Source organism: Kribbella sp. WER1, from assembly GCF_054189145.1.
The window spans coordinates 1,574,058-1,594,831 of record NZ_CM135186.1 but is presented as its reverse complement, the minus strand read 5'-3'; the positions used below and the strand labels follow the sequence as shown (position 1 = coordinate 1,594,831).

Sequence of the window (20,774 nt, the reverse complement as noted above, 5' to 3'; positions counted from 1 at the left end):
CCGATGACTGCCGATTCGATCGGCCCGCTGCCGAGCGTACGGCGGCTGGCGCACCGCGAGAACCTGCGCGACAGCGTGGCGAACGCGCTCCGGGCCGCGGTGATCTCGGGCGAGCTGAAGCCGGGGGAGGTGTACTCGGCGCCGACGCTCGGCGCGCGGTTCGGCGTGTCCGCGACGCCGGTCCGGGAGGCGATGCTGGACCTGGTCCGCGAGGGCCTGGTGATCTCGCTGCGGAACAAGGGCTTCCGGGTCACCGAGGTGTCCGACGAGGACCTCGACAACCTGGCCGCGCTCCGGCAGCTGATCGAACCGCCGACCGTCCGGGACATCGTGCCGGCGATCCCGGCGGCCGACTACCCGCGGCTGCGGGAGCTGGCCGAGGACATCGTGGTGGCGGCCGAGGCGGGCGACCTGATCGCGTACATCGAGGCCGACCGGGTGTTCCACGTCACGCTGCTCGCGTACTCCGGGAACCCGAAGCTCGTCGAGGTGGTCTCCGACCTGCGCTCACAGACCCGGCTCCTCGGGCTCACCCCGCTGGTCGAGAGCGGCCGGCTGGTGCCGTCCGCCGCCGAACACCACGAGCTGCTGGATCTCGTCGAGTCCGGCGACGGCGAAGGCGCCGAGCAGTTGATGCGCCGCCACATCGGCCACGTCCGCGGACTCTGGGCCCGCTAGTGCGCCGCTGAGGGCCCGGTCGGCGGCGGCGCGGCCCGCTAGCGCGCGGTGAGCGCCTGCTTCGCGGTGGCGGCGGCGTCCGCGCCGTACGCGCTGGTCAGCCGGTCGAGGAAAGTCGGGTGGTCGAGCGTGTACTCCTGGGTGCCGACGGTCTCCAGGACCGTGGTCGCGAGCGTGCAGCCGAGATGGGCGGCCGCCTCGTGGTCCAGGCCCGCGGCCCGGCCGGTGAGGTAGCCGGCCCGGAACGCGTCGCCGCCACCGGTCGGGTCCACCAGGTTCGGCGCCGGGACGGCGGGGACCTTCGCGAGGATGCCGGTTGTGTCCTCGATCACCACGCCGTCGCCGCCGTGCGTGGTGACCCGGACGCCGACCCGCTCGAGGATCTCGTCGTGGCTCCAGCCGGTCTTCTGCGCCATCAGCCCGGACTCGTACTCGTTGCTGAACAGGTAGGCCGCGCCGTCGATCAGGGTCCGGATCGCGTCGCCCCCCATCCGCGCGAGCTGCTGCGACGGGTCGGCCGCGACCGGGATTCCGTGCTGCTTCGCGAGCTGGGTGTGCTTGAGCATCGCGTCCGGGTCGTCGGCGCCGACCAGTACCAGGTCCACGCCGCCGGTGGCCTGGTGGATCGCGCCCAGGTCGAGCTCGCGGGCCTCGGCCATCGCGCCGGTGTAGAACGAGGCGATCTGGTTCGCGTCCAGGTCCGTCGTACAGGTGAACCGCGCGGTGTGTACGTTCTCGCACACGCGGACGTGCGACACGTCCACGCCGGCCGCCGTCAGCGCCGCGCCGTACTCCGCGAAGTCGGCGCCGACCGAGCCGACCAGCAGCGACGGGAACCCGAGCTGCGCCATGCCGTAGCAGATGTTCGCGCCGACGCCGCCGCGGTGCACCACCAGCTCGTCGACCAGGAAGGACAGCGACACCTTGTGCATCTGCTCCTCGAGGAACTGGTCCTTGAACCGGCCCGGGAACGTCATCAGGATGTCGGTCGCGATCGATCCGGCGACGGCGATTCGCATAGGAGGTGCTCCCTCAGGTGGGGTGGGTGAAGACGCTTTGGGCAACCCATAGAGACTACAAGGCGACGACTTAATACACGGAGGGCGGAACTCCCATGGGCCATCAGGTGCCGGTGACCGAGGAACTGCACGACTACATGCTCGCCCACGGGATGCCGCTGGACGAGATCGCGACCGAGCTGCGCGCCGAGACCGAGAAGCTCGGCAGCCCGGCGGGCATGCTGACCACCGCGGACCAGGCCGCCCTGCTGACCACCCTGACCCGGCTGATCGGGGCCCGCCGGGCGGTCGAGATCGGGACCTTCACCGGGTTCTCGGCGCTGGCGATCTCCCGCGGGCTGCCCGACGACGGCCGGCTGATCTGCCTGGACGTGAGCGACGAGTGGACGTCGATCGGCCGCAAGTACTGGGAGCGCGCCGGGGTCGCGGGCAAGATCGACCTGCGGATCGGCGACGCCCACGAGTCGGCGGCGAAGCTGGACGGTACGTTCGACCTGGCGTTCGTCGACGCCGACAAGGACTGGTACATCAAGTACTTCGAGACCGTGCTGCCGCTGATCCGGCCGAACGGGTTGCTGCTGTTCGACAACACGCTGGCCGGCGGACGGGTGCTCGACGCCGACGGCCCGGCCGACCGCAAGGAGTTCAACGCGTACATCGCCGCTGATGACCGGGTCGACGTCGTCATGCTCGGCATCGGCGACGGGCTGACCCTGGTCCGCAAGAAGTGAGCAAGAAGGCGGCGCCGCGGCTCCCTAGGCTCACGGTGCAGGGGCTGCAGCACAAGTACGGCGACCGGCCGGTGATCGAGGGGCTGAACTTCACCCTCGCGGCGGGGCACGCGATCGCGCTGGTCGGGCCGAACGGCGCCGGCAAGACGACTGTGCTCAAGTGCATCGTCGGCGCGGCGGCGCCCGCGGCCGGGAAGATCCTGCTCGACGGGCAGCCGATCGACGAACGCGCCGAGGCGGTCCGGCGGGACGTCGCCACGCTGCTCGACGACCTCGACTTCTTCCCGGACCTGACCGCGGCCGAGCACCTCGACCTGCTCGCCCGCGCGCACGGCAACGCCGAGCCGGAGGACCTGGTCGACACGATCCTGGACGACATCGGGCTGCTGCCCGCCGCCGACCAGCTGCCCGGGTCGCTGTCGTCGGGCCAGCGCCGCCGGCTCGCGCTGGCGACCGCGTTGGTCCGCCCGCGCAAGCTGATGGTGCTCGACGAACCCGAGGCCCGGCTCGACACCGGCGGCGTGCAGTGGCTGTCCGACCGGCTCGTCCAGGAGAAGAAGTCCGGTACGGCGATCCTGTTCGCCAGCCACGACCCCAGCCTGGTCGACACGGTCGCGGACTCCATCGTCACGCTCACCCCGCTCCCATGAGCACGGCGGACGAACCGATCCAGTTCGACCCGGCGGACTTCGGGGCGATCCCGTCGTCGCGGTCGCTGCGGCAGTGGATGCGGACCACCCGGCGCAAGCACGCGGACCGGTCGTTCTGGGAGATCTTCGAGGACGTCTACCTGGTCGTGTTCACGCTGGCGATGGTCGGCGCGACGGCCGGCAACGTCGTCCGGCACCTGAACTCGAACGCGGCCAGCTGCCGGTCGTGGACCTGCGGCCAGGTCACCTCCTGGATCCCGTGGATCGTCCTTCCGTTGCTGCTGGCAACCACCCTCCGGGTGCTGCTCGCGGTCGGCCCGGTGTCGGCGTCCCGCGCGACCGGCTTCTGGCTGCTCGCCACCCCGGTCAACCGGGCCGCCTTGCTCCGTCCGGCGTACCGGCTGGTGATCGGGACCGTCGCGATCGTGGGCGTGATCGTCGGCGCGCTGATCTGGGCGCTGCTCGGCGCCCCGGTGCTGGACGTCTTCGAGGCGGCGTTGCTGATCGGAGCGGTCCTCGTATGCGCGGCCGTGGCGACGGTGTGGTCGCAGCAGACCGTACGGCGTACCTGGTGGACGCTGCGGGTCGCGGACGTGCTGTTGCTGGTCGCGATCGTGCCGACGCTGGTGCTTGCGTTGCGTCCCGGACCTGCGAACGTCCAGACGGCCAATGTGGTCCTGTCCTTCTCCGACCCGGCGATCTCCGACGATCAGAGCGGTGCGTTCCTGCTGCTGTCGGCCGCGGCTGTGGTGGTGTGCCTGGCGTTGGCGCTGTTCATGTCCCGGACGCTGGACCGGCTCGGGCGGATCAGCGTGATCGCGGGCGGTGAACTCCTGGCCGGACTGGCCGGCGCCGCGAGCAGCCTCGACATCAGCATGCTCGGCGACGTGATCGCCGGGCGGCACTGGCGGTTGAAGGGCCGGGTCCGTTCGCACCGCGGCCGGGGCGCGAACGGGGCCGCGATCGTGCAGCGCGAGTTCCGGCGGATCCTCCGCTGGCCGCGGCGGCTCGCGGTCGCGTTCGCCCTGCTCGTGGTGCCGTACGCCGTGCACGGCGCCGGGTTCCACGTCCTCGTTCCGATCGCGGCCGCCGTCGCCGGGTTCATCGCCGTGCGGCCGCTGCTCGACGGTCTTCGGACGGCGTGCCGTTCGACCGGCCTGGTGCGGGCGCTCGGCTGGGACCTGCGCGACCTGCGGATCGTGATGGCAGTCGTTCCGGCGGCGGTCACGGTCGTCTGGGCGGCCTGCGTGTACCCGGCGATCGGCAGCGCGGCGGCGACCTTCGCCGTTGCCGCGGGCATCATCTCCGGGACCGTCCGGCAGGCCTCCGCCCGCCCGCCGTCGTACGCCGGTCCGCTGGTCACGTCGCCGATGGGGGCGATCCCGCCCGGGCTGTTCTCGCAGCCGGCCCGCGGGTTCGACCTGCTGGTGGTCTGCCTGGCGCCGGTGCTGCTCAACCTCCCGCAGCTCTGGATGACGGTGATTCCGGCGATCGTGCTGATGCTGATGTTCAGCGTCCGCCCGAAGACTGCCTGACAGGTCAGAGGTGGTTGCAGGATCTTGGTGCGGACAGGTACCTTGTGTCGCATGGTAGCGGAGAAGGTCTTCACCCAGCTGCGCCGCGGCACGCTCGAGTACTGCGTGCTCGCGCTGTTGCAGGGAGAGCCCCGTTACGGTTTCGAGTTGGTCAAAGCGCTCGGTGAGGTCGACGGACTGGTCACCACCGAAGGCACGATCTACCCACTCCTCGCGCGACTGCGGCGCGAGGGTCTGGTGGAGACGAGCTGGCAGGAGTCCGAATCCGGGCCACCGCGGCGCTACTACACCTCGACATCAGAGGGCAGCCGGGCACTGGCCGAGTTCACCGCGGACTGGCAGCGGTTCTGCGCGTCGGTCGACAAGATCTTGCAGAGTGGGAGACGGGGATGAATATGGAAATGACGAACGGCGCGGCGCTCCAGGGGTCCGAGCCGCGGCTGCGGACGCGTGACTGGATCACTGTCGGGTTGCTGTTCTTCGGGCCGTTCCTGCTGGTGATCGGCTGGCTCGTCGGCGTCTGGCTGCTGTGGACCTCGAACCGCTGGACCACGGTCTGGAAGATCCTCGGCACCGCCGCGTGGCCGCTGGGCTATGCCACGATGCTCGCCATGGAGTTCACCCAGCCGCCGATCTGGCTGAGCCTGGTGGTGGGTGGCCTGATCGAGGTAGCGATCTACCTCGCACTGATCAAGGAAGCCCGGGTATGAACGGTGCCGACCGGTTGGTCGATGCGTACCTGAAGTACCTGACCAAGGCGGCCGAGCCGCTGCCCGAGTCCCGGCGTACCGAGTTGGTGGCGGATGTGACGTCACACATCGCCGAGGCCCGAGCGGCCGGCGCGACGTCGGAGGACGACGTACGGCGGATGCTGCAGCGGCTGGGTGATCCGGACGAACTCGTCGCGGCGTCGACCGACGGGCTGGTGCTGGTCGACCGGTACGCACCGCGGTTCCGCGGCCGGGAGGTGCTGGCGGTGACGCTGCTGGAGCTCGGCGGGTTCATGCTGCTGGTCGGCTGGTTCGTCGGGGTCTTGCTGCTGTGGACCTCGGACCGCTGGACCCGGGCCGAGAAGTGGACCGGAACGTTCGTCTGGCCGTTCGGCCTCGCCTTGGTGTACTTCGTCGCGATGGTCCCGCTCGGCTTCACGATGCCGCTCTGGCTGGGCATTCCGCTGGTGATCCTGCTGGCGGTGGCGCAGCTGGCCGTCCTGGTCCTGCTGATCAGGAACGCCGGCCCGGGCCGCTCCCGTCAGGCCTCGTAGACCAGCCACTTGTTCTCGATCTCGGTCGGGAGGTCGACGTCGTGCTGCTTCGCGAACAGGAGCAGCTGGCACAGTACGTCGGCGAACTCCTGGTGGAAGCTGTCGCGGATCTGCTCCGCGGTCGCGCCCTTCGCGCGGGCCCGGCCGGTGTGCTGGAGGTAGGCCTGGGTGAGCTCGCCGACCTCCTCCTGGAGTTTGAGCAGGAACCAGTCGGGGTCGCGCTCGAAGCCGAGGTGCTCGCCGTAGCCGACCGAGATCTTCTCCAGCCGGTCCTGCAGGTGCTTGAGATCCACCCGGACAGCAAAGCAGGCCCCACCGACAGTGCCGGTGGGGCCTGGTTCGTTACTTGGCTTCGTCGACGGGCGGGAACGGGTCGAGCGCCTGGTCCGCGACCGTCGCGTCGGTGTTCGGGTCCGGAACCTGGGGCTCCTGCTGGGGCGGCGCGTCGGCCGCGAGGTTCTTCGGGGCGGTGGCCCAGACCGCGGCGGCCGCGCGGGCGGCGTCCGCGGCGTCGGTCTGCCGCTCGTAGTTCTTGATGTCGAGCGCGTACGCCTTCGCCACCGCGGTCAGGTCGCGCCGGAGCTGCTTGTGCACCCAGAGCGCGTACGCCTGCGTCCGGGCCTCGATGAAGTTCTTGAGTTCCTGCATCTGGGCCGGGGTCATGTCGTCCTCCGAGTTGCCGGGGTGGCCTGGGGTGAAGTCGCCGCGGGCGATCGCGGCGCGGGCGGGGTCGCCGGGGCAGTCGGTGGGCTCCGGGCGGACCGCGGAGTGCGGCCGGATCGCCGTACCGCGGGGGTAGAGCTTGCGGAAGTCGGCGATCACCGCGCGGGTGGTCGCCTTCATCGCCGCGGACGGCTGCTCGCCGGTGACCAGCACCAGCAGGATCGCGCCGTACTTGTCGTTGACCTCGGCGTCGCCGTTCGCGCCGGACTTGGTACGCATCCCGCGCAGCGTCCAGGCCCGGCCTTCCTGGTCGACCGCGATCTGGTACGCGATGTCCGACCAGCCGCGGGTGTCCATGTGGTAGTCCTGCCAGCCACGCAACGCGGACGCGACCGCGGCCTGCGTGTGGATGACCTTCGTCGAGCCGGTCCCCGGCCAGTGGATGACCGCGCCGTCGACATGCGACGCGACCAGGTTCCCCGGCCCGGCGTTCGGCGGCCGCGCGTTCCACGCGGACCGGGGCAGATAGTTGACCATCAGTGCTCCTCACATGCCTCACAGCGCCACATACCCACTGCTGGCGCTCGGTAACCAACCGATCACACACGGCATGCGGGGTCAAGCGGTGACCCCATCCAATCAGTCCGAGGGGTGCGACCGCTCCAGGAGGTTCAGCATGTCCCGGCGGAACTGAACACGCCGACGTTCGGTCCAGCCTGTCGTGAGTTGCGCGAACACCTGCTCCTGCCAGGCATGCGCCTGTTCGAGCAGTTCGGCTCCGGCGTCGGTCACGCTGACCTCGCGGCGGCGCGCGTCGCCGTCCGCGGACCTCAGTTCGAGATAGCCGGCGGCGGCCGCTTCCTTCACCATCCGGGACGCGCCGCTCTGGTCGATCCCGATCTCGTGCGCGACCGCGTTGACGGTCGCGGCCCGGCGGCCGCTCACGGCGTACACGGACTCGACCACCAGCACGAGCCGCCCCTGCTCGGCGACGTCGGGTGCGGTACGTCGCGACCAGTGGCGCACGAACTCGAACAGCACCTGCCCGGGGCCGGCGCTCATTCGGTGGCGGCCAGTTCGCGGCAGATGTACGCCAACTCCAAGGCCTGGCGGAGATCCGGCAGCCGCAGCGCGGCCGACACCTTGCCGCCGGTGACCCGGAAGACCGTCGCCACCCGCGTCGGCCGTGGACTGTCCGGCCAGGTCGCGTCCTGCTCGACGACCATCAGCCGTTCGCTGACCGGGTGCCACGAGCGCGGTACGAGCGTGATCCCGGACCGCTCCACCCAGTCCGCGAACCCGTTCGGCGTGATCGGTCCGGCGCCCTTGGGGCCGAGCACCACGACCGGGTCACTCACCACGGCGGCGACGGACTGCCGCTCGTTCACGCCGTGGTGCCAGCGATTGATTGCTCCTTCGAGGTCCATGGCGGTGATTGTATGCGATTCGCATAGATCTCAGCTGAGCAGGGGGAGCAGTTGATCGCCGATGCGTACGGTCTCCTCGCGGTACGGGGTGTCGGAGAGGATGAAGTGGGTGATGCCGAGGTCGCGGTAGCGGCGGAGGGACTTGGCGACGTCGTCGGGGGAGCCGACCAGCCAGGTGGTGCCGGCGCCGCCGCCGCCGTATTTGCCGGGGGCGGTGTAGAGGTTGTCGTCGAGGACGTCGCCGCGTTCGGCGAGTTCGAGGAGGCGTTGCTGGCCGACGGCCTTCACACGGAGCGGGTCGCGGTGGCCGGGGGTGTCCGCCATCTTCGCGACCTTGGCCTCGACGTCGGTCCAGGCTTCCTCGGTGGTGTCGCGGACGAGCGTGGTGATGCGCAGGCCGAACTCGAGTGGTGGGTGCTCGCGGCCGAGTTCGTGCTCCAGTTCGCGGAGCCTCGCGATCCGGGCCGCGACGCCGTCCAGCGGTTCGCCCCAGAAGAGCTGGACGTCGGCGTCGGTCGCGGCGACCCGCTGCGCCGCGTCGGAGGCGCCACCGAAGTACAGCGTGGGGTGTGGACGCCGTTCCCGTACGACGGGCCGCGTCGCGACGGTGGAGCCGCGGACCGAGAAGTACTCGCCGTCGTACGTCACGTCCTGCTCGGTCCACAATCGCCGTACCAGTTGGAGAAACTCCTTCGTCCGGGCGTACCGCTGCGGCTGGTCGCCCTCGCTGTCGCCGTACGCGGTGAGGTTGTCCTGGCCGGAGACGATGTTGATCAGCAGCCGCCCGCCGGTGAGCTGGTCGAGCGTGCTCGCGGCGGACGCGAAGTGCGCGGGATGCCAGTACCCGGGGCGGATCGCGGCGAGCGGCTGGAACGTCGTCGTCCGGGCGGCCAGCGCGGTCGCGACCGTGAGGGTGTCCGGCCGGCCCCAGCCGGTGCCGATCAGGGCGCCGGCCCAGCCGTGGTCCTCGGTCAGGCGGGCGAGCTCGGTCAGCCGCTCGATGCTGTTGTGTCCCTGGACGGTGTCGTCCCCGCGGTGCCCGGGGTCGACCTGGTTCGGGAGGTACCAGAGGAAGGTCATGGTCAGCAGAGTAAGTCTATTTGATTGGTTTACTTTGACGTGTCTCGGGTCGTGGTCGACGCCGGGATCTCGTGGCACGCTGAGGTCATGGACGAGCGGCTGACGGCGGAGGAGCGGGCGGCGCGGGGCAAGGCTGCCCGTCAGAAGGTCCCGCTGGACGCGCACGCCGAGGTGCGACTGAGCGCGACCCGGGATCCGGTCGGGTTGCTGCTCACCCAGGCCGACGGGCGGGTGCCCGCACTGGTCCCGATCCGGCACGGGCGGATGCTGGTCTCGCCGTTCACGTTCTACCGTGGGGCAGCGCTGGTGATGGCGGCCGACCTCGCGGAGACGACGCCGACCGGTCTCGACGTCCAGCTGTGCGGGGACGCGCACCTGTCGAACTTCGGTGCGTACGCGTCACCGGACCGGCGGCTGGTGTTCGACATCAACGATTTCGACGAGACGCTGCCGGGGCCGTTCGAGTGGGACGTGAAGCGGCTGGCGGCGAGCTTCGTGGTGGCGGGGCGCGACAACGGGTTCAGCGCGAAGCAGTGCCGTACGGTCGTCGAGTCGGTCGTGCGGCACTACCGGGAGGCGCTGCGCGCGTTCGCCGGGCAGCCGATCCTTGCGGTCTGGTACGCACGGCTCGACATCGAGGACCTCGTCGAGCAGTACAAGGCGACGCTCAGCACGGGGAAGCGGAAGCGCAAGGAGCTGAAGACCGCGGAGGGGATCCTGGCGAAGGCGTACACGCGGAACAGCATGCAGGCGATCGGCAAGCTCACCGCCGCGGACGGCGACCACCGCCGGATCGTGTCGAACCCGCCGTTGGTCGTTCCCATGGACCAGCTCGCCGACATCGACGGTGACGTCGTGCTCGGGCAGCTGCAGAACCTCATGGAGGGGTACCGCGGCACGTTGCAGCAGGACCGCCGGCACCTGATCGACAACTACCGGCTGACCGACGTGGCGCACAAGGTCGTCGGTGTCGGCAGCGTCGGCACCCGCGCGTGGATCATGCTCCTGGAGTCGACGAACGCGGACGAAGCCCTGCTCCTGCAGGCGAAACAGGCCGGCCCGTCGGTCCTGTCGGCGTACGCCGGCCCGGCGGCGCAGCCGAACCAAGGCGAACGGGTCGTCGTCGGCCAACGCCTGATGCAGGCCGCCAGCGACATCTTCCTCGGCTGGCTCCGGGCAGATGCCGCCGACGGCGAACAGGACTACTACGTCCGCCAGCTCCGCGACTGGAAACTCTCCGCCGACATCGAAACCCTTACGCCCGCGGCCATGGCCCTCTATGCCCGGATGTGCGGCTGGACCCTCGCCCGAGCCCACGCCCGCACCGGCGACCGCTTCGCCCTCGCCGCCTACCTCGGCAAGTCCACTCGCTTCGACGAGGCAATCACCACCTTCGCCACGACGTACGCCGACCTCAATCACGCCGACCACCAAGCCTTCACCGAAGCCGTCCACTCCGGCCGAGTCGAGGCCCAGACCGGGGTATGACTCATGAGTGGGAGTTGTCGGCGTCAGCAGGAATGGTTGTTGGACTCCGGGGTGGGGGTGCGCGCACGATGCTGGAAACGTTCCCGTTCTGGAGGTTCCGATGGTGCGGCGGTCGATCGGTGCGGTGGAGGTCAGCGGGCTCGGGATGGGGTGCTGGGCGATCGGGGGGCCGCATGCCCGGCAGGGGAGTCCGGTGGGGTGGGGTGTCATCGACGACGGGGAGTCGGTGCGGGCGTTGCGGCGGGCGTACGAGCTGGGGGTGACGTTCTTCGACACCGCCGACGTCTACGGGTGCGGGCACAGCGAGAAGCTGATCGCGCAGGCGCTGGGCGACGTGCGGGACGAGGTGGTGATCGCGTCGAAGGCGGGCTACACGTACGTCGAGGAGACGCGCGAGGCGCCGGGGGAGAACGGGGATCCGGCGTACCTGCGGTGGGCGTGTGACGAGTCGTTGCGGCGGCTGAACACGGACCGGATCGACCTGTACCAGTTCCACCTCGGCGGGTACGATCTGGCGAAGGCGGACGAGATACTCGCGGTGTTCGAGGAGCTGGTTGCCGCGGGCAAGGTTCGGGCGATCGGGTGGAGTACGGACGACCCGGAGCGGGCGGCGGTGTTCGCGAAAAGCCCGCACTGCAAGGCGATCCAGCAGCACTTCAACGTGTTCGGCGGCAACGCGGACGTGCTCGCGCTGTGCGAGGAGCGCGGGCTGGCGAGCATCGTCCGGGGTCCGCTCGGGATGGGGCTGCTGACCGGGAAGTTCTCCGCGGACAGCACCCTGCCCGCGGACGACGTACGGCACGGGTGGGACTTCCGGACCGGCGACCAGGCTGAGTCGCTGCGCCGGCTCGAGGCGATCCGTGACGTACTGACCTCGGACGGGCGGACGCTTGCGCAGGGTGCGCTGGCGTGGCTGTGGGCGCGGAGCGAGGCGTTCGTCCCGATCCCGGGGTTCAAGACGGTCGCCCAGGTGGAGGAGAACGCGGGCGCGTTGCGGCACGGCCCGCTGGCGGCGGCCCAGCTTCGTCAGATTGTTGACATTCTGCAGTAGGGCACGACCCATTGACATCGTTGTCTGCCGCGACGACGATACTTCCTCGAAGCTCGGTGAAACGTTTCCAAGCTCGAGGAGATCCGCCCATGCCCGTCCGTCGTCGTACCTTCCGCCTGCTCGTCGCCGGGGCGGTGACGCTGGCCCTCGGGCTGGTGGCACCGCCGGCCGGCGCGAGCCCCGACCAGGCCGCGTCCGGCCCGACCGCGGTCGCCCGTGCCCGCGTGGCCGCCGACCAGCTGATGAGTTCCTACGAACCGAACAAGGCCTGGTTCCCGTCGAGCTGGTGGAACTCGGCCGTCGCCTTGCAGACCATCGGCGACTACATGCACCGCACCGGCGACCGCCGGTACCTGTCGCAGCTGGACAACACGTTCGAGAAGGACAAGGGCAAGTTCCCGGCCGGCTACCTGTCCGGCGACGAGCTGCTCGGCAACTTCACCAGCCGCGCGATCGACGACTCCGAGTGGTGGGGCCTCACCTGGGTCCAGGCGTACGACCTGACCAAGAACCCGAAGTACCTCGACATGGCGGTGAAGATCGCGGAGTACGTCGAGGGCTACTGGGACCCGAGCTCCTGCGGCGGCGGCGTCTGGTGGAACGGCGAACGCACGTACAAGAACGCCGTCACCAACGGTCTCTGGATCCGCCTGACCGCCGAGCTGCACAACCGGATGCCGCATGACACCCGCTGGCTCGGCCGCGCGCAGGAAGGCTGGAACTGGTTCACGAACAGCGGCATGATCAACTCCGCCGGCCTGGTGAACGACGGACTCAAGGACAACTGCCAGAGCAACGGCGACACGGTCTGGAGCTACAACCAGGGCCTCGCGATCGGCGCCGGTCTCGAACTGTGGCGCGCGACCCGCAACCCCGGGCTGCTGACGACCGTACGCCGCCTCGCCGACGCCGCGATCGCCCCGGGCGGACTCGTCACCGACGGCGTGCTGACCGAGTACTGCGACGCGCCGGGCCGGACGTGCGACGACAACGGCAAGCAGTTCAAGGGCATCTTCATGCGGTACTGGACCGACCTCGCCGACACCACGCACGACCGGCGCTACACGGACTTCGTCGCCCAGCAGGCCGCCACCGTCTGGGACAACGACCGCGACGCGTCCGACCGGCTGGGGGAGCGGTGGTCCGGCGCGACCCCGAACGTCTTCGACTGGCGGACCCAGGCCAGCGCCCTGAGCGCACTGCTCGCCGCCGTACCGGCCACGCCGCCGGTCCGATCGTTGTCCGCGACAACAGACCCGGCCCTGCCGGTCGTGATGCCATCGACAGCCACCCACCTGAAGGTCACGGTCGACGTCCAGGCCACCGGTCCGGTCGGTGACCGGATCACCGCCAACGTCCAGGCGGCCGCGCCCGCGGGCTGGACCGTGACCCCGGCGCGCTCGACGGTGACGCTGAAGACCCGCGGCAACGCCGTACCCGTGCACGAATCGGTGCAGCTCGACGTGACGGTTCCGGCCGGTACGCCAGACGGCGTGCACTCGGTGACCGCGACCGTGACGTCCGGCCCGCAGCTGTCGTACAGCACCCGCTCGGACATCCTGATCGCGCACAAGGCCGACTTCGACACCGGCACCTCCGACGAGACCCCGTGGCTGTACGACGCCGACGGGTCGCAGAGCAACGGCGTCCAGAACCGGTTCGCGGACGGGCACTCGTACTTCGTCTACCGCTTCCCGTTCCCGGCCGAGGCATCGTCTGCATCAGTATTGTTGACAATCGACAACGAGTTCGAGGTCCAGCTCAGCGGCGACGGAAAGAACTGGACAACGGTCGCCACCGAGACGACCCCGTACCACGACGGCCAGAACAAGGCCGTCCGCACCTTCGACCTCACGCCCTACCTCGGCACCGGAAAGGCCGGCTACGTCCGGATCTCCGACTCGTTCCCGGACGACGGCTGGGGCGGCCGCGTCTACCACGTCACCGCGACGTACAACTGATCAGCGGTAGCGGCTCGCCAGCTCAGGACTCTGGCCGCCGAACGCGGCCAGGTCCGCGGTGAAGACGGTCTCCAGGAGACTCGGATCCTCGACTCCTGGAGCCGTCACCACCTCGCCGAGCTCCAGCCCGCGCAGGCTGGCGGTGACGACGTCCTCGGCGCTCATCCGCGGGATCGCGCTGGGGTCCATTCCCTGCCGGGTGTGGAACTCGGTGGCGACCACGCCGGGGAGCAGCGCCTGCACCTTCACCCCGGTCCCTTCCAGCTCGGCGCTGAGTGTCTGCGAGAACGCGAGCAGGTTCGCGAGGGCGGCGGCGTACACGGCCCGGCGCGGCATCACCGAGCTCGGCGCCGGTCCGCTGAACGCGATCATCCCGCCGACGTTGACGATCGCGCCGTGGCCGCGCGCCTGCATCCCGCCGACCACGGCCCGGGTCAGCAACGTGGGCGCGAGTACCTTGACCGAGACCAGTTCCGCCGCCTTGTCGGCCGGAAGGTCCGCGAGCGGCATGTAGTGCGCGACGCCCGCATTGTTGACGAGCAGGTCGACCGGCTCGGCGGCCGCGGCGTCGGCGACCGTGTCGATCCCCGCCCGCGTCGAGAGGTCCGCCGCGAGTGGCTGGATGCGTACGCCGGGGTGCGCCCGGACGAGCTGGCCGAGCCGGTCGGTGTCGCGGCCGATGGCGATCAGGTCGTAGCCGTCGGACGCCAGCCGTTCGGCGAAGGCTCTGCCGATCCCCGAGGTGGCGCCGGTGACCAGTGCGAGCTTGCTCACAGCAACGTTTTCCCTTCGATCGTCCACTCCTTCGAGGATCCGCGATTGCCGGGCGCCGGGGAAGGTCCCGGTGTTCCTGGGAGTGTCAGGACCAGGGACGCAGGCCGGTGACGAGCAGTTCGAGCAGCCGGAGGCTCTGCTCGGGCTGCTGCTCCGGGTCGGCCGCGATCACCGATCCGGCCATCGCCGCGACCACATCACCCGCCGGTACATCGGTCCGCAGCGTGCCGGCGGTCGCGCCCGCGTCCAGGAAGTGCGCGACGGCGGTCTCGAGGCGGCGCCGGGTGTCCGCCTGCGTGACGGCGCCGGAGGCAACCATCGCGCGGAGGCTGTCGCCCATCGCCCGCTTGGAGTCGACGAACGCGGCGTACCGGCGCATCCAGGTGAGCAGCGCCTCGTCGGCGGCACCCTCGGCCGCCATCGCGGGCGCAGCGTCGCACAGGCGGGTCAGCTCCTGGTGGTAGACCGCGCTGAGCAGCGCCTCCCGGGTCGGGAAGTGCCGGTACAGCGTGGCCACGCCGACCCGCGCCCGCGTCGCGACCCGGTCGAGCGAGAGGTTGGCCGGCTCGCCGTTGCGTGCCGCGATTGCGAGGTCGGCCAATTCGTCGACCGCCGCCGCCACGACCTGCTCGCGTTTCCGCGCCGCGTCCGCCCGCATAAGTGGAGAATCCTCCAGTTGGTGCTATCGTCGAGAAAGTGGAGAAATCTCCACTTCCAGCCATGACTCTACCTGAGGACACCAGCTGATGACATCCGAACGACCAGGCGGAACCGTCAAGCTCGGGCAGCACGAGATCGCCCGGATCGGGTACGGCGCGATGCAACTCGAGCACGTGGACACCGCCGCGGCGAGCGCCGTACTGCGCCGTGCCGTCGAGCTCGGGGTCGACCACGTCGACACGGCCTCGTTCTACGGGCACGCCACGGTGAACGCGCACATCCGGGCCGCCCTGCACCCGTACCCGGACAACCTGGTGATCGTGAGCAAGGTCGGCGCCCGCCGTGTCGACGCCCCGGTCCCGCTCGCCCTCGCGCAGCGACCGGTGGACCTCCGCGCGCAGGTCCACCTCGACCTCACCTCGCTCGGCCTCGACCAGGTCCCGGTCGTCAACCTGCGCCGCGCCGACCAAGGCCCCGGCCTGATCGCCGAGGGCGACCAGATCGTCCCGATCGACGACCAACTCGCCGAGCTGATCGCCCTCCGCGACGAGGGCCTGATCGGCGGCATCGGCCTGAGCAACGTCAGCACCGCCCAACTGCGGCAGGCGCTGCCGGCCGGCATCGTCTGTGTCCAGAACGCCTACAGCGTGCTCGACCGCTCGTCCGAGCCGCAACTGGAAGTCTGTGCCGAAAACGGCATCGCCTGGGTCCCGTACTTCCCCCTCGGCTCGGCCTTCGACCAGATCCCGTCCCCGACCGACAACCCCGTCGTACGCCGGCTCGCCGAGCAACTCGACACCACCCCGGCCGCCGTCTGCCTCGCCTGGATCCTTGCCCACGACAACCACACGGCGCTAATTCCCGGCACCCGCAGCGTCCCCCACCTGGAGGAGAACCTGGCCGTCGCCAACGTCCACCTCGCCGCCGAGTCCCTCGCCGAACTCGACAACCTCGCAGCCCAGCCGTCCTAGCCCAGCCGTGTGAGTGCAGGCGTGCGGGTGCAGGCGCTCTAGTCCCGGCGGGCGGTTCCGCGGTGCAGCGCGAGATGGCCGCCGAGGAAGCCGGCGGTTGCCATCACCAGGTTTCCGGCCGCGGCGAGCTTGATACCGAGCCGGTGGTCGCCGGCCAGCCGGGCGACGAGCGAGCCGACGAAGAGGAAGGTCGCCGTATCCGCCCCGAGCGCATGGACCGCGCCGATCCTGCGTTCGGCCCCGGACAGCTCGGCCCAGTCGGCGGCCCCCGCGAGTGCCGTCGGCGCGGCCGCCACCAGCCCGCACCCGGCCAGCAACGACGCCCCGCGCCGAGACTGCTCCCCACCCGCGAGGTCGAGAAGCGTCGTACCGAGCCAGCACCCGGTGGTCACGTCCGTCAACGACGGATGCACCGAATGACCGAGTACGTCGGTATGCAGAAAGCTGCGCCGCGCCCGGTCGATCAACGGCCCGTACGCCAGCTCCTGGACGCGCGCCACCCGCTCGGCCAGCGGGCTTTCGCCGACCGCGCGGATCACACGTTGCGGCAAGGACGTCGACGCCACGCTTTCACGATAGCCCCGCCCCCGGAACAGCGAAACGGCGGCCGACCAGCGCACTGGTCGACCGCCGTTCCGGTGGGATCACACGTCGTAGTACAGCTCGAACTCGTGCGGGTGCGGGCGGAGCTGGATCGGGGCGATTTCGGTTTCGCGCTTGAGGTCGATCCAGGTCTCGATCAGGTCGGACGTGAACACGTCGCCCTCGAGCAGGAACTCGTGGTCGGCCTCGAGGGCGTCGATCACGGCCGGCAGCGAGGTCGGGACCTGGGCGATGCCCGCGTGCTCCTCCGGCGGCAGCTCGTACAGGTCCTTGTCGACCGGGTCGGCCGGCTCGATCTTGTTGCGGATGCCGTCCAGGCCGGCCAGCAGCTGGGCCGCGAAGGCCAGGTACGGGTTCGCCGACGGGTCGGGGCAGCGGAACTCGATGCGCTTGGCCTTCGGGTTCGAGCCGGTGATCGGGATCCGGATGCAGGCCGAGCGGTTCCGCGACGAGTACACCAGGTTGACCGGCGCCTCGAAGCCCGGCACCAGGCGGTGGTACGAGTTCACGGTCGGGTTGGTGAAGGCCAGCAGCGACGGGGCGTGCTTGAGCAGGCCGCCGATGTACCAGCGGGCCGTGTCGGACAGGCCGCCGTACCCGGACTCGTCGTAGAACAGCGGCTCGCCGTTGCTCCACAGCGACTGGTGGCAGTGCATGCCCGAGCCGTTGTCGCCGAAGATCGGCTTCGGCATGAAGGTCGCGGTCTTGCCGGCCTCCCACGCCTTGTTCTTGACGATGTACTTGAACTTCATCACGTCGTCGGCGGCCTTGAGCAACTCGTCGAAGCGGAAGTTGATCTCCGCCTGACCCGCCGTGCCGACCTCGTGGTGGGCGCGCTCGACGATCAGGCCGGACCGCTCCAGGGCCAGCGTGATGTCGTCGCGCAGCTCGCCGAAGTGGTCGGTCGGCGCGACCGGGAAGTAGCCACCCTTGTAGCGGACCTTGTAGCCGCGGTTGCCGCCGTCCTCGACGCGACCGGTGTTCCAGGCGCCGGCCACCGAGTCGATCGAGTAGTGCGCGCCGTTCGCCTTGGTCTCGAAGCGGACGTCGTCGAAGACGTAGAACTCGGCCTCCGGCGCGAAGAACGCGGTGTCCGCGATGCCGGTCGACTTCAGGTACTCCTGGGCCTTCCGGGCGATGTTGCGCGGGTCCCGGCTGTACGCCTCACCGGTCAGCGGGTCGTGCACGAAGAAGTTCACGACCAGCGTCTTGGCGGTGCGGAACTCGTCGATGAACGCGCTGGTCGGGTCCGGCAGCAGCTTCATGTCCGACTCGTGGATCTGCTGGAAACCGCGGACCGACGAACCGTCGAAGGCCAGGCCCTCCTCGAAGACCTCGGGACCGAACGACGACACCGGGACGGTGAAGTGCTGCATGATGCCTGGCAGGTCGCAGAACCGGATGTCGACGATCTCGACGCCCTCGTCCTTGACGTAGGCGAGCAGCTCCTCCGCGCTGGAAAACATACGTACTCCTAGGGTGGCTCAGAGATTGCATCCGAACGTAGGGCCTGCCGGTTTCTCCGTCGTGACCCTGATGTTTCGCGGATGTTACGCCCAGCGTGTCCGCGCTGACCCACTGGTGTACGCCGGTCACGCCCTGAGATATCGCGGCCCGCGGGGGACCGTCCCGAAGCGTGTCCGTAGGCTAGCCATCATGGCATCATCCGCGACGCCCGCAACCGGACCCTCCGGAGAATTCCGTTACCCGGGCAATCGGCTGGGGCTGCCCGAGGACGGTTCGGGCTCGGTCGGGACCTGGGGACGCCGGATCCTGGCGCTGCTGATCGACTGGCTGCTGGCCGGCCTGATCGCGTCCGTACTGACCGGCCGGCCGATGTGGGCAGGCGGGAACAACTACAGCCTGATGCACACCACCGCGTTCTTCGCGATGTCCGCGATCCTCGTCGGCCTGGTCGGCAGCACGATCGGCCACCGGCTCTGCGGCCTCCGGGTCGCCCCGGTCCGCGACAGCAAGACCTACGACGGTGCGCCCGGACTGCTCGCCGGCATCATCCGGTCCGTGCTGATCTGCCTGATCATTCCCGCGGTGGTCTTCGACCGCGAGCGCCGCGGCCTCCACGACCTCGCCGCCAAGACGATCGTCCTGCGCCGTTAGCGCCGGGTCAGCAGCAGCTGCACGTCGTCGAGGTACCCGGTCCGGAAGCCCGCCTCGGAGTACGCGAGGTAGAACTCCCACATCCGCCGGAACGTGTCGTCGAACCCGAGTGCGCCGATCGCCGGCCAGTGCTCGATGAACCGGTTCCGCCAGATCCGCAGCGTCCGCGCGTAGTCCGCGCCCAGGTGCCGGATCACCTCGGCGCGCAGCCCGGTGTGCTGCGCGGTGACCTCCTCGATCACCTTGGTCGACGGGATCAGCCCGCCCGGGAAGATGTACTTCTGCACCCAGGTGAACGTGTTCCGGGTGGCCAGCATCCGCTCGTGCGGCATCACGATCGCCTGCACGACGCCGACCCCGCCGGGCGCCAGCCGGCGCTCGATCGCGTCGAAGTACACCGGCCAGTACTTCTCGCCGACCGCCTCGATCATCTCCACGCTGAGCACCGCGTCGAACTCGCCGATCTGGTCGCGGTAGTCACGCAGCGCGACCTGCACCCGGTCGCCGACGCCGGCCTCGGCGATCCGGCGCTGCGCGAGCAACGCCTGCTGGGAGGCGATCGTGATCGCGGTCACCCAGGCGCCGCGCTGCGCGGCCCGGATCGCCAGGCTCGCCCAGCCGCAGCCGATGTCGAGCACCCGGGACCCGGACTGCACGCCGGCCGCGTCCAGGATCGCGTCGAGCTTGCGCAGCTGCGCCGCGGAGAGCTCGTCGTACGACGCCGTCGCCAGGTCCTCGGCGGCGTTCGGACCGAAGTACGCCGCGGAGTACGTCAGCGTCGGGTCCAGGAACTCCGAGAACATCGCGTTGCTCAGGTCGTAGTGCCGGCTGATGTTCTCCCGGGCGCCGGCCCGGTCGTTCTCCTGCTCGCCCGGCTGCGACCGGGTGACCAGCCAGCGCAGCGACTGCGCCCACTTCGGCAGCAGGTGCCGGGTCTCCTCGTTGCTGAACCGCTCCGCGAACGGCACCAGCAGGTCGGCCAGGTCGGTGCCCGGCTCAGGATCCCAGTCGCCGGCCAGATACGCCTCGCCGAAACCGGACCCGGCGTCCTGCCCGAGCCGGTCCAGGAACGCCGCCGTACGGTGCACGCGCATCGCCGGACCACCCAACCCGTACGACCGGTTGCTGTCCAGGTGGATGGTGGCGGGCAGGTCCTTGGCGATCAGCCGGATCGCCGTCGCCGCGCCGTACCGGCGTACCGGATTGGACCGCGGCGGGGCCAGCGTCGGCCACGTGTCGGTTTCCGGCTGATGGACCGCCGGCATGAGGTCCGTCATCTCGTCTGTTCCCCTGTAATCCCGTCCTGGTCGCACTCTAAGGGCAACCAGCCTCCCCACGGCGCATGTCGGAACAGTTCAACTGCCGAACATGCCTCTTGGTTACAGTTTGATCACCGGCCGCGCATGGCCTGGCGGGCGCCCTTCAGGCTGGTGGGCACCGGACCCTTCGGCATCGGCACCTGCGGACGGACCGCGTCGAGCGCCTTGAGCCGCTGCAGCAGATCGGTGATCTCGGACGGCTGCATGACCGCCGGCAGCTTCATCACGTGCTTGGTGAGCTTGCGGATGTCGATCTCGCCCTCGCCCTGGCCGGCGATGATCTGCGTCACCGGGGCCCCGCCCGCCACCCGGTTGTGCTTCTTCGCCTCGGCGGTCAGCAGGTTCTTCACCCGGCTGGCCTGGCCCTCGCCGACCAGCACGATGCCCGGCCGGCCGACGACGCGGTGGACGATGTCGGAGTTCTTCGTGACCGCGATCGCGGGCGTCACGTTCCAGCCGCGGCGAAGCGTCTGCAGCGCGGACGCGGCCGCACCGGCCTGGCCCTCGATCTGGCTGTAGGCCGCCTTCTCGACCTTGCGGCCGAAGATGATCGTGGTGACCAGGAACGCGATCGCCACGCCCAGCGGCAGCCACACCAGCAGCGGCCCGACCACCAGCGCGAGCACGACGAACACCGCGAGGATGCCGAGGAAGATCCCGGCGAGCACCAGTCCGACCTTCGGGTCGGACTTCCTGGTCATCTGGTAGGCCTGCAGGATCTGCTTGAGCCTGCTGGTCTTCTCCGCGGGGGCGTCGTTCTTGGCCATCTCTACCCTGTCCTG

General features: G+C 69.9%; 24 protein-coding genes. 12 read left to right on the top strand and 12 right to left on the bottom strand.

From position 1 onward, the window contains the following. Window positions 1–3: 3 nt before the first annotated feature. Entirely contained in the window at window positions 4–678 is a 675-nt protein-coding gene (locus ACXJJ3_RS07730; protein WP_458169280.1) for a GntR family transcriptional regulator, read from the top strand. 38 nt (window positions 679–716) lie between these two features. On the opposite strand, the gene ACXJJ3_RS07725 is transcribed toward ACXJJ3_RS07730, so the two are convergent. Next, complete coding sequence (locus ACXJJ3_RS07725; RefSeq protein ID WP_458169279.1) at window positions 717–1,697, bottom strand: carbohydrate kinase family protein; 981 nt, start codon at window positions 1,695–1,697, stop codon at window positions 717–719. Window positions 1,698–1,792: 95 nt separating this feature from the next. Between ACXJJ3_RS07725 and ACXJJ3_RS07720 the strand changes: the two genes are divergently transcribed. The 6 genes from ACXJJ3_RS07720 to ACXJJ3_RS07695 are packed head-to-tail and all read left to right on the top strand — an operon-like array spanning window position 1,793 to window position 5,877. After that, a complete protein-coding gene (locus tag ACXJJ3_RS07720) occupies window positions 1,793–2,428 on the top strand; it encodes an O-methyltransferase (protein ID WP_458169278.1) in 636 nt (211 codons plus the stop codon). After that, the gene (locus tag ACXJJ3_RS07715; RefSeq protein ID WP_458169277.1) at window positions 2,425–3,078 is read left to right on the top strand and encodes an ABC transporter ATP-binding protein; all 654 of its coding nucleotides are present in this window, start codon (window positions 2,425–2,427) and stop codon (window positions 3,076–3,078) included. Before ACXJJ3_RS07720 ends, ACXJJ3_RS07715 begins: the two co-directional genes overlap by 4 nt. After that, entirely contained in the window at window positions 3,075–4,613 is a 1,539-nt protein-coding gene (locus tag ACXJJ3_RS07710; RefSeq protein ID WP_458169276.1) for a DUF6297 family protein, read from the top strand. Before ACXJJ3_RS07715 ends, ACXJJ3_RS07710 begins: the two co-directional genes overlap by 4 nt. A 51-nt stretch (window positions 4,614–4,664) precedes the next feature. After that, entirely contained in the window at window positions 4,665–5,006 is a 342-nt protein-coding gene (locus ACXJJ3_RS07705; RefSeq protein ID WP_458169275.1) for a PadR family transcriptional regulator, read from the top strand. Further along, entirely contained in the window at window positions 5,003–5,323 is a 321-nt protein-coding gene (locus ACXJJ3_RS07700) for a hypothetical protein (protein WP_458169274.1), read from the top strand. The genes ACXJJ3_RS07705 and ACXJJ3_RS07700 overlap by 4 nt, the downstream gene beginning before the upstream one ends. Further along, window positions 5,320–5,877, top strand: coding sequence for an HAAS signaling domain-containing protein (locus ACXJJ3_RS07695; protein ID WP_458169273.1), 558 nt, complete (start codon window positions 5,320–5,322; stop codon window positions 5,875–5,877). Before ACXJJ3_RS07700 ends, ACXJJ3_RS07695 begins: the two co-directional genes overlap by 4 nt. Here ACXJJ3_RS07695 and ACXJJ3_RS07690 read toward each other — a convergent pair. From ACXJJ3_RS07690 to ACXJJ3_RS07670, 5 genes are all read right to left on the bottom strand, one after another. After that, the gene (locus tag ACXJJ3_RS07690; protein WP_458169272.1) at window positions 5,865–6,170 is read right to left on the bottom strand and encodes a pyrophosphatase; all 306 of its coding nucleotides are present in this window, start codon (window positions 6,168–6,170) and stop codon (window positions 5,865–5,867) included. The genes ACXJJ3_RS07695 and ACXJJ3_RS07690 overlap by 13 nt on opposite strands. 49 nt (window positions 6,171–6,219) lie before the next feature. After that, a complete protein-coding gene (locus tag ACXJJ3_RS07685) occupies window positions 6,220–7,077 on the bottom strand; it encodes a peptidoglycan recognition protein family protein (protein WP_458169271.1) in 858 nt (285 codons plus the stop codon). A gap of 102 nt (window positions 7,078–7,179) precedes the next feature. Further along, on the bottom strand, window positions 7,180–7,602 hold the full coding sequence (locus tag ACXJJ3_RS07680) for a MarR family winged helix-turn-helix transcriptional regulator (RefSeq protein WP_458169270.1): 423 nt from the start codon (window positions 7,600–7,602) through the stop codon (window positions 7,180–7,182). Next, on the bottom strand, window positions 7,599–7,967 hold the full coding sequence (locus tag ACXJJ3_RS07675; RefSeq protein WP_458169269.1) for a hypothetical protein: 369 nt from the start codon (window positions 7,965–7,967) through the stop codon (window positions 7,599–7,601). The genes ACXJJ3_RS07680 and ACXJJ3_RS07675 overlap by 4 nt, the downstream gene beginning before the upstream one ends. A 30-nt stretch (window positions 7,968–7,997) precedes the next feature. Then, window positions 7,998–9,047 carry an LLM class flavin-dependent oxidoreductase gene (locus tag ACXJJ3_RS07670; protein ID WP_458169268.1) on the bottom strand — a complete coding sequence of 350 codons (1,050 nt, stop codon included), beginning with the start codon at window positions 9,045–9,047 and terminating at the stop codon, window positions 7,998–8,000. A gap of 87 nt (window positions 9,048–9,134) precedes the next feature. Between ACXJJ3_RS07670 and ACXJJ3_RS07665 the strand changes: the two genes are divergently transcribed. The 3 genes from ACXJJ3_RS07665 to ACXJJ3_RS07655 all read left to right on the top strand — a co-directional run bounded on the left by ACXJJ3_RS07665 (window position 9,135) and on the right by ACXJJ3_RS07655 (window position 13,547). After that, the gene (locus ACXJJ3_RS07665; protein ID WP_458169267.1) at window positions 9,135–10,535 is read left to right on the top strand and encodes a DUF2252 domain-containing protein; all 1,401 of its coding nucleotides are present in this window, start codon (window positions 9,135–9,137) and stop codon (window positions 10,533–10,535) included. Between the two features lie 100 nt (window positions 10,536–10,635). Continuing rightward, window positions 10,636–11,586, top strand: coding sequence for an aldo/keto reductase (locus tag ACXJJ3_RS07660; RefSeq protein ID WP_458169266.1), 951 nt, complete (start codon window positions 10,636–10,638; stop codon window positions 11,584–11,586). An 89-nt stretch (window positions 11,587–11,675) separates the two neighbouring features. Further along, window positions 11,676–13,547 (top strand): glycoside hydrolase family 76 protein, encoded by a 1,872-nt coding sequence (locus ACXJJ3_RS07655; RefSeq protein WP_458169265.1) that lies wholly within the window; start codon window positions 11,676–11,678, stop codon window positions 13,545–13,547. On the opposite strand, the gene ACXJJ3_RS07650 is transcribed toward ACXJJ3_RS07655, so the two are convergent. Then, entirely contained in the window at window positions 13,548–14,321 is a 774-nt protein-coding gene (locus ACXJJ3_RS07650; protein ID WP_458169264.1) for an SDR family NAD(P)-dependent oxidoreductase, read from the bottom strand. It abuts the gene before it with no gap. Between the two features lie 85 nt (window positions 14,322–14,406). Further along, entirely contained in the window at window positions 14,407–14,979 is a 573-nt protein-coding gene (locus tag ACXJJ3_RS07645) for a TetR/AcrR family transcriptional regulator (protein WP_458169263.1), read from the bottom strand. Between the two features lie 88 nt (window positions 14,980–15,067). On the opposite strand from ACXJJ3_RS07645, the gene ACXJJ3_RS07640 reads away from it, so the two are divergent. Continuing rightward, window positions 15,068–15,952, top strand: a complete 885-nt coding sequence (locus ACXJJ3_RS07640) for an aldo/keto reductase (protein WP_458169262.1) — start codon at window positions 15,068–15,070, stop codon at window positions 15,950–15,952. Window positions 15,953–15,990: 38 nt separating this feature from the next. Here ACXJJ3_RS07640 and ACXJJ3_RS07635 read toward each other — a convergent pair whose 3' ends face one another. Both ACXJJ3_RS07635 and glnA read right to left on the bottom strand, forming a co-directional pair. Beyond that, a complete protein-coding gene (locus ACXJJ3_RS07635; RefSeq protein WP_458169261.1) occupies window positions 15,991–16,518 on the bottom strand; it encodes a DUF2231 domain-containing protein in 528 nt (175 codons plus the stop codon). Window positions 16,519–16,596: 78 nt separating this feature from the next. Beyond that, window positions 16,597–18,021 (bottom strand): type I glutamate--ammonia ligase, encoded by a 1,425-nt coding sequence (glnA, locus tag ACXJJ3_RS07630; protein WP_458169260.1) that lies wholly within the window; start codon window positions 18,019–18,021, stop codon window positions 16,597–16,599. Between the two features lie 190 nt (window positions 18,022–18,211). Between glnA and ACXJJ3_RS07625 the strand changes: the two genes are divergently transcribed. Beyond that, window positions 18,212–18,673 (top strand): RDD family protein, encoded by a 462-nt coding sequence (locus ACXJJ3_RS07625; protein WP_458169259.1) that lies wholly within the window; start codon window positions 18,212–18,214, stop codon window positions 18,671–18,673. Here ACXJJ3_RS07625 and ACXJJ3_RS07620 read toward each other — a convergent pair. Together ACXJJ3_RS07620 and ACXJJ3_RS07615 are read right to left on the bottom strand one after the other, a co-directional pair. Then, a complete protein-coding gene (locus ACXJJ3_RS07620; RefSeq protein WP_458169258.1) occupies window positions 18,670–19,950 on the bottom strand; it encodes a class I SAM-dependent methyltransferase in 1,281 nt (426 codons plus the stop codon). The genes ACXJJ3_RS07625 and ACXJJ3_RS07620 overlap by 4 nt on opposite strands. Window positions 19,951–20,063: 113 nt before the next feature. Continuing rightward, window positions 20,064–20,759, bottom strand: a complete 696-nt coding sequence (locus ACXJJ3_RS07615; RefSeq protein ID WP_458169257.1) for a DUF4191 domain-containing protein — start codon at window positions 20,757–20,759, stop codon at window positions 20,064–20,066. Window positions 20,760–20,774 lie beyond the last annotated feature (15 nt).